The sequence below is a fragment of the Methylophaga sp. UBA3192 genome (assembly GCA_002363955.1).
Taxonomy (GTDB): Bacteria; Pseudomonadota; Gammaproteobacteria; order Nitrosococcales; family Methylophagaceae; genus Methylophaga.
The window spans coordinates 797713-809683 of the sequence record DEXE01000003.1; the positions used below are offsets into that span (position 1 = coordinate 797713).

The window sequence follows — 11971 nt, forward strand, 5'->3', positions numbered from 1 at the left end:
GTTTTATGGCTTCCATCCAACTCACTGGCGATACAGGCGCGTTTGTGCTTGATCCTGAAAATCTGGTGGTGCAAGTAAAACGCCGATGGGCTGACGATTGGACAACGGAAAATTACCTGCAGCCGATTTCAGCAAACCTGAGTATTGCACCTGATATTTCGGCTGCGTCGTTTATTTACCATTATGGTGAAATCAAACGCGAAGATCTCAACGAATTTACAGTATTTGATCCAGCCAACCTGGCGAATCAATATGTTCGTATTGTCGTGGATGATCAGCAGGTATTCATTGGTGTGCTGATGGATGACCAGTTTGATCTGATGGGTTCACTGAACGGCAATCCTTCGGGCGATCAATCGATGACCGCTTATGGTCTGGAACATTTACTGGACCGGGCAGCGGTGGCGGGAGCAGAAACGGCCACCGGTATCATTCAGTTCAGTCCGGCATTTAACCTGGCTGAAAAATACGGCGGCATTATTTCAGGTAATCGTAGTGCTGAGCCGACTGAAGACGGTTATTACGTGTTTGATAACAATGATGCCCGCTGGTCAAATCTGGATATTCTGCGTTATATCATCAATGTGCATTCTGATTTTGGGTTTACGCTGGGCCTGTCTGGCCAGTTTGATGTGCTGGCTGATGTGTATGGGGTTTACTGGTTTGAGGGACTGACCATTCGTCAGGTGATCGATAAGCTGGTTGATCGCCGTCGCGGCCTGGGCTGGTATTTGTGGTCAAACGGTGAAAATGTCAGTGTGCATATCTTTACGGTGTTTGAACGCGATATCGGTTTTGCCAACGTATTGATTCCCGGTAACCCGGATCAGTATGAATTCAACATGGATTCACTGGACGTTCAAAAAGCGACGATCTCACAATCACAAAGCCAGTTATATGATCGCATCCTGGTGCAAGGGGCGCGGGCGCAGACCGTTTTCACATTGTCCGTTTCCGAAGGGGATCTGGTACCGGCATGGAATGAGCAGGATAAACAGGCTTATATCAATGTTGAAGGTGATACCAACGAAGCGAAAGACGATGAGCGTCAGTCTGATCGATTTGAAGCCGTATTTCAGCGTTTTATGCTCTCAACTGACTGGGATAGCCGGGCAGGCAATGGCAACGGTGGCCAGCGCTCACCTGTGCTGCCACTGCTGGATTCAAAAGCCAATATTATTGCCGAAAGTGCAGATAAGGTTATGCAGATCCGCCGTCCGTTTTTGCGATCATTGCCGTTTATGGATAGCAAAGGTCAAACAATACCGCCACTGGTGCTGGTCAAGTTGCAGGTGGATGGTGCCGATAAATGGTTTCAGATTGATGCCGGAAGTAAAGCCTTAAAAACAGCAAAATCCTCAGTGCGTATGCTGGATGATGAACCGGGTTTTACCTTGAAGCCCGCGATCAATCATGCATTGGCTGCAGGTAATTTTTTTGCCGATACCGATAACAGTGAAACCGATGCTGTGGTCGATTATGAAACATTGACGGCTACCGTTTCAATCGAAACAGACACCCGTCCCACCGTTGTGGTCGATATCACACCGGATTCTGACAACACGCGCACGCTGGTGCTGACTATTTATGATGCGGAATTCTGGTACGCCACACCCAATACGGTGACCGGTGTAAAAGATGGCAGGTTTGAACAGCATTCAGGTGGCGTGCTGCGGGACGACACGGACAAATTACGTTACCTGGCCGCATTAGCAGCTGGATGGTATTCACAACGCCGATCTGCAGTCACATTAACCACGAACAATCTGATGGCCTCATTACGCCCAGGCATATTGATCACATCCGCAGCAACGTCCTGGCACAAAGAACCGGTTGGCACCGTGCTGAGTCGAATCAACTTCGATTTTGAAAACCGCACCACCACATTGATGACTGGCCACGCTGAACTGGATCTGCAAATCCTGCTCGATATCCCTGGCATGAGTGATTTCCGTTCGGTTGGTCGAGCTTTTAACCGGCAGCAGGCCCAGATAAAGCAACTCAGTGACCGACTTGGTTTTATGCCGGTTCGACATGCCACAGCATCACTGCCATTCGATCCGGCTGCAGAACAGGAATTGCCTGCTGTCGACTTTATTGTTGATAATTTTGATCGGGGTGATGCTGATAATTTGGGATCTTACTGGGAAGATAATGCACAGAATATTTATTTAATACGTTCTGGTGCGGCAATCTCAAACAAGTTAGTTCAAGACGTGCGGAATACTGTCGCCGGAGATGGTTTTTTAGTTGCGAGTGGATCGTTAACTGGTCATGAAATAATAAGCGAATCTTACGCCAGATTAACGGTCGGTGGGCAGGTTTTTAGTGAAACAACTAATCTCGGTAGCGTAACCGCAGTGGCAAATGCACGGCTTAGAAACCCTTATGCTGTTAATTGGGCATTCGGAGATATTATTCACTATAAAACACCAATAAAAAAATGTAGCGGCATATATCTTGAGTTATTGGTTGATGTTCCCGACCTTGATGTCGTTAAGTTTTTTTATGAAGTACCTGGGAAGTGGAAAATCTTTCCCATCATTCAGGAGGTTTTGCACGGCATATTTTTTGGCGGCTCAATTTCAGAGGGTAATTTTGATGGAGAGTCATTAGCCTTTCGAGTGGCAAATTTTTATAAAACTCTATTTTATGTCGATGCAGGCGCAGCAACTAACTCTTCAAAAACGGTTACTGTAAATGCGTCTCCGGTCGAGCACTCGATACTTAACAACGAGGGGTTAGCGACTCATGTTATTTACAAAACGATTGCTGGTGAAAAAATTTCACTATGCACTGATAGTGAACATGTTTCAATAGATAAGATTGTCAGTAGTGACATAAATGATTCTGCGGATTTATACAGTCAATCATCAGTAACAGGTATTGATGTTTTATCTAGTGGTCACGCCGAACTTTCTGGTCAGGCAAAAATGCTATTCCACATATCAAACGATGTGGTGTCTTTGCACCTAAATAACAATTTGATATTTAATGTGAGTGTTTCGCAAAAAACTGATTTTTCTGGATTAATTGCCTTGGCACCATCAATGTCGATGCTTGAACAGTTCGGTGAATATTTTCACGGTATTAAGCGGGTTAGGGTTTGGCGAGACGATATCCCTGAACCACCTGACTCTGAATCGGGCCATGGTTATTACAACAATGAAACCGAAACCTTTCAATATACTGACCGTTATCACTCCATCGATGAGGAAGGTGAAGCGGTCTACGATCCCACGGCGCTGGATGACTGATGATTATCAACGTCATCGCCACTGGTGATGATGGAAAAACGATACTGATCCCTTGTACGTGTGATTCATTAGTCGATTTTTATCGCGGTTTTTATACTGATTTTGAAAACGCTCCACCAGTTTTCCGGAGTCGTTACAGTATGCACCACCATTACCAGTCAGGTTATCAGCACTGGAAGCGTCAAAACCCTGAAAAACTCAGGGCGCTGCTTTTAAGTAAACGCACAAATTCCCAAATATAAACGAGGTGATGTATGCATAAAGCATGGATATTACTGTGCCTGATAGTTATGGCAACAAGTGTTCGGGGGGCAGAGTGGCCAGATATGGATCATCTCGACTGGGATGATCCTGTTTGGTATTCCGTCGATGGTCAAACCTGGTATCGGGCAAACTTTTTATTTGAACATACCGGGCCATATTGCACGAATGGTGGTGTGGATGCTTCTGGATTTCCAATTCCAGCCGACTGCAGCAAAACAAAATCACAGGTGGGTTTGATTTGGTATGACAAACCACAACATCCGGACGGCATGCAGATCACACATTTACGAACTGCGGCAACTGAACCAGGTGAACCCGATCCGGTGGAGCCTGATCCGCCTGTAATACCTGATCCAGATCCCGAACCTGAACCAGTTGAACAGCCAAGTAAACAAGCTGTGCTTGGTGTGCTGACACGTCTTGAGAACCTGATCAATTCAACCGAACCGGCATCTGCTTTTTCAACGGCCAGAGGCATGATGGCTGATCGCGAAACACTACAGCCACGCATCGATGCATTGAAAGACCTGATTAATGAACATTACTAATATCGTCATTGACCGGTTTACATCAGATCACGAATCAACAATCAGCCTGCTGTCACTTGATGGCCAGTTTGTCTGTTTTGGTCTGGAAGATGAGCACCGGACCAAAAAGGTTTATGGCGAAACGCGAATTCCTGCTGGCGTATATGATGTGCGCGTTCGTACATGGGGCGGGTTTCATGAACGATATTCAAAACTTTTTGACTGGCACCAGGGGATGCTTGAAATCTGCAAGGTTCCAGACTTCACGGATATCCTGATCCACATCGGCAACACCGAGGAAAATACAGCAGGGTGCCTGCTGGTTGGCATGGGGTGCTATTCCGCTGCAGGCAACATGTCTTTGCAGGCCAGCGCCGTTGCCTATGAGCTGTTTTACAAAAAAGTGATTAACGCGGCCCTGACAGGCCGGTTACGCATTCACATTATCAACAATGATGCAGCTGTTTAATTGCATTAATCCCTGACAAGCTCTATATTTTCTCGCCTAATTTCCAGGTGAGAAAATGTGCCAGGCCATCCGCTTTACCATCCACAATCAATCAATAACGGTAAATTTTACCGATCCAAACCCTTGCGTGCCCATTCTCATGCGCAACGGCAATCTGCAGATCATGCCCTGGGGTAACCCATCCGAGATCCATTCTTTCTATCCACCTGGTGCGACTATTCACATTGATGAACTCCGGATGAATAAGTTCCGTCATCATCATCCACGATCTGTATCAATTTCATGTAATGCCTATATGCTCATCGATGAAAAAAATCAGCACAGATGGTTTGAACTAGACGGCAAAAGCCAGCAGGGACTAAAGGCTGTAACGGCAACGGTTATTGATAAAGATCGCATCTATATCCTAATGCGCACATCAGAGCTTTTGGATCAGGAAGGCTTCAAGGAATGGCCAGTGCCAACTTTTCTCGGCGGATATGTGCATCCGAAAAACAGGAAGTGAATCGCGCACCACAAAAAAAGCGTTTTGAAATGTGACCTTACAAAATCGCGCCACAATGATTTAAGTTATTGAAATCATTGCTCAGAATTGTCTCCCCCTGGGCACCATTCCGAATTTTTTTCTCTTTGTCACCCGACCATTTTAACTGCTTTGGTCGTTCCGGGTGAATGTTTCTCGCTTTAAAATTCCCAGAATCCTATTATTGCTGCTATTGAACCGCATTTAAGGTTACGATATTGTGCAACTTATACCGTGTCAGGTGCATCTTGATTGTGCCCAACGGATTATTAGCTTTTGCACAGTGAGAACGGACATGGCAACTTTTATAGATTCAATCGACGAACGCACCCAGCTTGCGGGCACCAATCACCTGGAAGTATTACTGTTCAGCCTTGGGACAAATGATGATACCGGTCGTAATGAGCTATTTGGTATCAACGTTTTCAAAGTCAGAGAAGTCCTTAATATTCCCGAAATTACCGGTGCTCCGGAAATGCCTGATGGTATTGAAGGTTTTGTCAGTTTGCGTGGCGATATGGTTCCTATCATCAATCTACAAAAGTTTTGTAAATTAAAATCACAGGAACCTCCTAAAATTCTGATGATAACGGAATACAACACTCACGTTCAGGGCTTTTTGGTGACTTCTGTCGATACCATCCAGCGATTAAGCTGGCAGCAGGTTAAAGAACCACCTCCATTAATTTCCAAACGTTTAGGCGGTTTAGTGACTGCGGTTGCTGAATTACAGGATAAACGTCTGGTGATGATCATGGATGTTGAGAAAGTGTTAGCTGATACCGGCGATTTCTATGATGATACTGCGTTTGAAGGCATCGAAAAAATGGAGAACGGTAAAAAGTATAAAGTGCTTTATGCTGATGATTCCAATGTTGCACGCAAGCAAATTACCCAGACTCTGGACAAGCTTGGGGTGAACCATACGGGTGTTATTAATGGCGCACTTGCCTGGAAAACGCTTGAGAAACTGGCTACTCAGTGCGAAGAGGAAAGCCGGGACATTACCACGGAAATCCAGGTTGTTTTAACCGATGTTGAAATGCCGGAGATGGACGGTTATGTACTGACCCAAAAAATTAAATCTGATCCACGCATGGCGCATCTGCCAGTGATTATGCATTCATCCTTGACTGCGGTAGCGAATCAGGCAATGGGACGAGGGGCAGGTTCTGATGCCTATGTATCAAAATTCCAACCGCTTGAATTAGCCGCAACGATTCGTGGTTTTATTGAAAACAAACATTAATAGGTAGGTCTACGCCATACTGATCTGAATTATGTTCGATAATGCTGATGCTTTTCGGCGCTCCGTTCTGATAAAGGCAAAACACTAATGCAACACCGTCATAGCAGTATACGAATTGTTGACAACCTTGCTGAAATTACCCGACATCATGATCGGCAGGTTTTGGAAAAAAGTCTGCTAAAAACGTTAAATGAATTATTTCCGGCACAATCCTTACGCTTGTTTCGGGTACGACGTCATGATCTGGTTCACGATATCAGCCTGTTGGCTTTCTGTGTGAATGACGTCATTTCGTCTTCTGACCAGCATCCCAAGCTGAATTCAGAAACGGCGGATGAACTGAGCGCTGCCATGACAGAAGCGATTGATAGAGAAGATATTGTTTCTTATCGTCAATCCGGGACGACAGGTTGGAATGTCATTTATCCCGCCTATGATTCACATGGCGAAATCTTTGCCAGTCTGGTTCACCATTGTGAAGAGTTGCCGTCACCCATTGACCAACGACTGGTCCATGGCATCCTGAGGGTGTATGCCAACTATCTGGCGTTAATCGATAAATCCCAACGCGATAAATTAACCGGTTTATACAATCGGGAAACGCTCGATGAGCAGATTACTAAAATTCTGGTCAATCAAAGCAGTGAACTGAATAAACTGATGGCTTCACCCAATGATTCCCGACGTCGTCGATATGCCATTAAACATTGGTTGGGCGTGGTGGATATTGATAAATTCAAAGTGATAAATGACACCTATGGTCATCTTTATGGTGATGAAGTGATTATTCTGGTTGCCCGGTTAATGACATCCGGTGTGATCCGCGACGACGATCTGATTTACCGTTTTGGTGGAGAAGAGTTTGTGGTATTGCTTAAAGCCGCTAATGAAACAGATGCCATGCAGGCATTTGAACGAATTCGTAAGGTGGTGGCAAATCATAATTTTCCTCAACTTGGCCAGGTCACGGTCAGTATTGGTTTTGTTGAAGTTTCGGCTCAATTATCGCCAACTGATGTTATCGGTCAGGCCGATGAGGCTTTATATAACGCGAAAAACGAAGGACGAAACCAGGTACAGAACTACCATCATCTGCTTGCTGAAGGTAAAGTCACTGAGCCAAAGAAAATGACTGGCTCGGATGTAGAATTATTCTGAATTAACCCAGGAAAAATATGAGTTTCCGTAATCTGTTATTAACCGACAAAGTTATTATCGAATTGGATAAAGCATTAACGACTGTTTTGGGGGCACCGCCCTCCAGTGGCCGTGAGACTCCTGCCATGAACATTGATGATACGCCTCTTAACGATAGTGAACGTCGACAGTCAGTTGCTTTGATGCGGGTAAATCACGCTGGTGAAGTGTCTGCCCAGGCGCTGTATCAAGGGCAGGCATTAACTGCGAAATTAACCAATGTACGAGAAGCGATGCAGCAAGCTGCCGCTGAAGAAAATGATCATTTGCTGTGGTGTGAACAACGTATTCATGAACTGGATGGCCGTACCAGCTTGCTCAACCCCCTCTGGTATGTCGGTTCGTTTATGATTGGTGCTGTGGCTGGGAGAATCGGTGATAAATGGAGTTTGGGGTTTGTTGCTGAAACCGAAAAACAGGTAATTGAACATTTGGATGAACATCTGGATAAGATGAGTGAGGACGATCTGCGTAGTCGGTCAATTCTGGCGCAAATGCGTGAAGATGAGCGCCATCATCAGGATACTGCTTTAGCTGCTGGCGGTGCCGAACTGCCCTGGTTGGTTCGTAAAATCATGCAGCCCATGTCCAAAGTGATGACCCATAGCAGTTACTGGCTGTAAACCGGCTTAATATATTGTCGTAAACTTTACCGAAATGTTGAATTTTCCGGGATGTTCATCTAATGGCTGAACTCGGACCACTTCAGCTTCTGCGACAAAGTCAGCAAGCTCAGGGTTATGACTTTTTATACTGATTTGCAGTATTTCGCCCTCAATTACTGTTTCATCCGAAATCAAACTTAACCCACTCGCACTTAAATCCAGCCCTTCAGCGTGAAAAAATTCAGCTTGATCCTGACGTTTAATGTTGACCGGACCATTGACACGCATTCGGAAAAAATCGCGCTTCTCTTCATAATCCTGACCTGTCATAAGCTTGATTCCTTTTAATATGCAGTTGCCTATCAGATGTGCCTAGCCTAAGCTAAGTTCTGTTCATTCGTCCAGAGATATCCATGCCTGTTACTCAACTTGCTGCGTCACAACTTTACCATGCCTGTAATCCGGCTGATCTTCCCTTCAAAACTACGGCTACTGTCGAGCCTTTAACAGGGTTGATTGGTCAGGAGAGAGCTCGCGAAGCGATTGACTTTGCAGCGAATATTCAGGCTGATGGTTACAACCTTTACGTAATGGGTGAGGCGGGTATGGGGAAAAAGTCACTTGTCAGTGAATTTCTCACCAAACATAGCGCCAGCCGGCCAGATGCAAAAGACTGGGCCTATTTGCATAATTTCGATCTGCCCCAGCAACCCAAAGCTTTGTCATTACCTGCCGGAGAAGGTGCGCAACTTAAGCTGGATATTGAGCGTGTCATTAAAGAGCTGCAGCAACAATTACCGTATGCCTTTGATGATGAATATTATCGGGGACGGCTTCGTGCCATTGAGGAGGCCAGTCGTCAGCATCGGGTGCGTTTATTCGGAGCTTTGCAGATTGAAGCGGATAAACATGGTGTCGTGTTACTGAGAATGGAAGATGGTGCATATGCCTTTGCTGCACAACATGAAGGTGAACCTTTATCGGGAGAAGATTTTGAAGATCTTCCCTATGCCAAAAAAATGGAAACCGAAGAAGCCATTGCTAAATTGCAGGTGGCGATGCAGGAAACGTTGAGCGAAATTCATGAATGGGAACATGACACAGCAAATAAAATTACTTCGCTCAATGATCAGGTGGCCTTGGAAGTGGTTACCCGGCAAATAGATTTTTTACGCCACGCATATCCGAAATCCCAGCTATTACAGAATTATTTTGATGATATGCAGTTTGATATCCAACGCAATATCGAGATGTTTCTGAAAAATGAAGAGCGTCAGGAAGAGGTTCATGTTGATAATTGCCTGAAACGTTATCAGATTAATCTGATTGTGGATAATGCCGAACTGCATGGCGCACCGGTGGTGTATCTGAATCAACCAAATCATCAGAGTCTGTTGGGGTGTGTTGAGAACATGGCGATGATGGGGGCTTTGGTTACCGACTTTACTTTGATCAAAGCTGGCGCGTTACATCGGGCCAATGGTGGTTTTCTGATTGTGGATGCCGAAAAGCTGTTAGAACAGCCTTTTGCCTGGGAAGGCTTGAAAGCCGCTTTAAAAGCGGCTGAGATCCCGCTGGAAAATCTGGAGCGTACCTACAGTTTAGTGGCAACGGTGTCACTTGAACCTGAACCGATCCCGTTATCAGCAAAAGTTATATTGTTGGGAAATCGTGATCTGTATTATCAGCTTTATGAATGGGATCCTGAATTTGCAGGGTTATTTAAAGTGCTGGCTGATTTGGAAGATGAATTGCCGCGTACAGCAGAAACGCATATGCAAATGGCTAAATTGATTGCCTCAACCGCAATGAATGAACATTTGCCGGCCTTACAGCAAGGGGCAGTTGCATTGATGATCGAATATGCGGCCAGATCCATCAACGATGGCCAGCAGTTGTCATTGCATATTGGGGATATGACCGATCTGTTACGTGAATCGGCTTATTGGGCAAGAAAATACCAACAAGCGGAAATCACCGCTGATGCCGTCGATCATGCCTTGCAGCAACGTCTCAGAAGGGTTGATAGGGTGCGCTCTGTGGTTTATCAGCAAATCCAGCGGCAAATCATTCAGCTGGATGTGCGTGGCAAACGTGTCGGTCAGGTGAATGGTTTATCCGTTTTAAGTATCGGTGGCTTTCACTTTGGTGAACCCACCCGAATTACCGCCAGTTGCCGCTATGGCGATGATGCCATAATCGATATCGAACGTGAGGTAGAATTGGGTGGCAACCTGCATGCAAAAGGTGTAATGATTCTGGCGGCTTATCTGGGGGCATTTTACGCAGCGGACAAGCCACTATCCATGGCGGCCAGTATTGTGTTCGAACAGAACTATGGTGAGATTGACGGAGACAGCGCGACAGTCGCTGAATTATGTGCCTTATTATCGTCCATTGCTAAAATTCCGTTGAAACAATCCATGGCAATTACCGGTTCAATGAATCAGTTTGGTCATGTTCAGGCAATCGGCGGAGTCAATGAAAAAATTGAAGGGTTTTATGATGTCTGCAATCTGGTGGGATTAACGGGGTCACAGGGAGTGATTATTCCGCGCAGTAACATGCAGCACTTGATGTTAAAGCCTGAGGTGAGACAGTCTGTCGAGAATGGGTTATTTCATATTTATGCCGTTGATGATATTGCTGATGCAATCAATGTGTTAACTGATCACGAAGTTGGCGTGGCAGATGAGCAGGGAAATTACCCTGAAAATAGTTTTAATGCGGCTGTAGCAGCAAGATTGGCTAATTGGGCTGAGTTGCATAAACATGATAAAGAGTCTAGTCACGAAGCCAGTGATTAGGCTTTAGTCCGGGATATGTCTGCCGTTAACCAGATTAAGCAAACACGCTTATTGAAAGGTATGCAATTATGAAAAATCAATTTTTAATTAAACTGCACAGTCTGGTATTTATATTGATAGCTTTTCCGGTGCAGGCCCTAACACCGGTGCCTGTTCCAACAGAGCCCATTTATTACGAGCCACCCGTAGTTGAAATTACGGACGAAATTCGTAAGCATAGCTGTGTTGAAATTGATGGTGCGATTAATCAGCTTCATCCATACCGATATAGTTACAAACCTGGCTTTTATGACGATGGCAGTAACAAACTGGCTGCTACGTTAATTGTTTTTGATACGATTCCGGTTGTCGAAGGATGGTTGGGATTGGCTTATCTGGGTTATTCATCCCTTGTCGATGAAAAAGAAGCAAGACGTACGCAACAGATTGAGCAGAAAATTGCCATGTTGCAAAGGGTAAAAGCTGAAAAGCATTGCTTTGAATGAGATCTGTTTTCTATGCGTCATCGCATGGTTTTACTTGTAGTACGCTTTAGTTCTGGGGTAGTATCGAATTGTAAAACTACCCTGAGAGGTAAACACAATGAGTAGCACAATAGATATTAAAACAAAGTGGTACGAGACCAATCACGCAACGATAACCAGCATTAAAGCTAAGTTGCAATCCGCAAACGCAGTGAGAGATAAAATGAAAAAACTGCCTTGGTACAAAGCGGCGCAGAATCCTGTTAAGCATTCTGATCGTCCATGGTATGAAGCCAATATGGTGAAACATCTTGATACCAAGAAAAAATGGTATGAAGCCAATTTGCGTAGTGCTGTTGAAACAGTGCGGGCAAATCGTCATTGGTATGAAGCGAATCTGGATAATACGCCCACTGAAACGCATTGGTATGAGTTTGCCGATTCACAATACAGTGATCTGAAAAAACGCTGGCAACAGGCCAATCTGGCTAAATTCCGTGAGCAGCATCATAAATGGTATGAGGCCAACCTGGATCAAACACCAACGGACAAGCACTGGTATGAATTCAGCGATGAACAGACTGCCAGTGATAAAAAATGGTATGAAGC

The 11971-nt window shown here is 45.1% G+C and carries 11 protein-coding genes and 1 pseudogene; 11 read left to right on the forward strand and 1 reads right to left on the reverse strand.

The genetic code is table 11. The features are described 5' to 3' along the window. Positions 1-5 precede the first annotated feature (5 nt). The 8 genes from B2337_RS05570 to coq7 all read left to right on the forward strand — a co-directional run bounded on the left by B2337_RS05570 (position 6) and on the right by coq7 (position 8109). Positions 6-3257, forward strand: coding sequence for a hypothetical protein (locus B2337_RS05570; RefSeq protein WP_292414191.1), 3252 nt, complete (start codon positions 6-8; stop codon positions 3255-3257). Further along, positions 3257-3499, forward strand: coding sequence for a hypothetical protein (locus B2337_RS05575; protein WP_292414190.1), 243 nt, complete (start codon positions 3257-3259; stop codon positions 3497-3499). Before B2337_RS05570 ends, B2337_RS05575 begins: the two co-directional genes overlap by 1 nt. 48 nt (positions 3500-3547) lie before the next feature. Then, positions 3548-4069, forward strand: a complete 522-nt coding sequence (locus B2337_RS05580) for a hypothetical protein (protein ID WP_292414189.1) — start codon at positions 3548-3550, stop codon at positions 4067-4069. Beyond that, positions 4056-4517 (forward strand): DUF5675 family protein, encoded by a 462-nt coding sequence (locus B2337_RS05585; protein WP_292414188.1) that lies wholly within the window; start codon positions 4056-4058, stop codon positions 4515-4517. The genes B2337_RS05580 and B2337_RS05585 overlap by 14 nt, the downstream gene beginning before the upstream one ends. A 55-nt stretch (positions 4518-4572) precedes the next feature. Further along, the gene (locus B2337_RS05590) at positions 4573-5022 is read left to right on the forward strand and encodes a hypothetical protein (protein ID WP_292414187.1); all 450 of its coding nucleotides are present in this window, start codon (positions 4573-4575) and stop codon (positions 5020-5022) included. 313 nt (positions 5023-5335) lie between these two features. Then, positions 5336-6289 carry a chemotaxis protein gene (locus B2337_RS05595; protein ID WP_292362622.1) on the forward strand — a complete coding sequence of 318 codons (954 nt, stop codon included), beginning with the start codon at positions 5336-5338 and terminating at the stop codon, positions 6287-6289. 87 nt (positions 6290-6376) lie between these two features. Then, positions 6377-7447, forward strand: a complete 1071-nt coding sequence (locus B2337_RS05600) for a GGDEF domain-containing protein (RefSeq protein ID WP_292362623.1) — start codon at positions 6377-6379, stop codon at positions 7445-7447. A gap of 17 nt (positions 7448-7464) precedes the next feature. Then, positions 7465-8109: a 2-polyprenyl-3-methyl-6-methoxy-1,4-benzoquinone monooxygenase gene (gene coq7 / locus B2337_RS05605; protein WP_292362624.1), complete on the forward strand. Its 645-nt coding sequence runs from the start codon at positions 7465-7467 to the stop codon at positions 8107-8109. A gap of 6 nt (positions 8110-8115) precedes the next feature. Here coq7 and B2337_RS05610 read toward each other — a convergent pair whose 3' ends face one another. Then, complete coding sequence (locus tag B2337_RS05610) at positions 8116-8421, reverse strand: PilZ domain-containing protein (RefSeq protein ID WP_292362625.1); 306 nt, start codon at positions 8419-8421, stop codon at positions 8116-8118. Between the two features lie 83 nt (positions 8422-8504). On the opposite strand from B2337_RS05610, the gene B2337_RS05615 reads away from it, so the two are divergent. From B2337_RS05615 to B2337_RS05625, 3 genes and pseudogenes are all read left to right on the forward strand, one after another. Beyond that, positions 8505-10898: a Lon protease family protein gene (locus B2337_RS05615; RefSeq protein WP_292414186.1), complete on the forward strand. Its 2394-nt coding sequence runs from the start codon at positions 8505-8507 to the stop codon at positions 10896-10898. 68 nt (positions 10899-10966) lie between these two features. Continuing rightward, positions 10967-11383 carry a hypothetical protein gene (locus B2337_RS05620; protein ID WP_292414185.1) on the forward strand — a complete coding sequence of 139 codons (417 nt, stop codon included), beginning with the start codon at positions 10967-10969 and terminating at the stop codon, positions 11381-11383. Between the two features lie 202 nt (positions 11384-11585). After that, a pseudogene (locus B2337_RS05625) lies at positions 11586-11971 on the forward strand (hypothetical protein); the annotation flags it as partial.

Coding starts and splice junctions, on each gene's coding strand:
- B2337_RS05570 (WP_292414191.1), top strand. CDS start 6: ATGGCTTCCATCCAACTCACTGGCGATACAGGCGCGTTTGTGCTTGAT.
- B2337_RS05575 (WP_292414190.1), top strand. CDS start 3,257: ATGATTATCAACGTCATCGCCACTGGTGATGATGGAAAAACGATACTG.
- B2337_RS05580 (WP_292414189.1), top strand. CDS start 3,548: ATGGCAACAAGTGTTCGGGGGGCAGAGTGGCCAGATATGGATCATCTC.
- B2337_RS05585 (WP_292414188.1), top strand. CDS start 4,056: ATGAACATTACTAATATCGTCATTGACCGGTTTACATCAGATCACGAA.
- B2337_RS05590 (WP_292414187.1), top strand. CDS start 4,573: ATGTGCCAGGCCATCCGCTTTACCATCCACAATCAATCAATAACGGTA.
- B2337_RS05595 (WP_292362622.1), top strand. CDS start 5,336: ATGGCAACTTTTATAGATTCAATCGACGAACGCACCCAGCTTGCGGGC.
- B2337_RS05600 (WP_292362623.1), top strand. CDS start 6,377: ATGCAACACCGTCATAGCAGTATACGAATTGTTGACAACCTTGCTGAA.
- coq7 (WP_292362624.1), top strand. CDS start 7,465: ATGAGTTTCCGTAATCTGTTATTAACCGACAAAGTTATTATCGAATTG.
- B2337_RS05610 (WP_292362625.1), bottom strand. CDS start 8,421: ATGACAGGTCAGGATTATGAAGAGAAGCGCGATTTTTTCCGAATGCGT.
- B2337_RS05615 (WP_292414186.1), top strand. CDS start 8,505: ATGCCTGTTACTCAACTTGCTGCGTCACAACTTTACCATGCCTGTAAT.
- B2337_RS05620 (WP_292414185.1), top strand. CDS start 10,967: ATGAAAAATCAATTTTTAATTAAACTGCACAGTCTGGTATTTATATTG.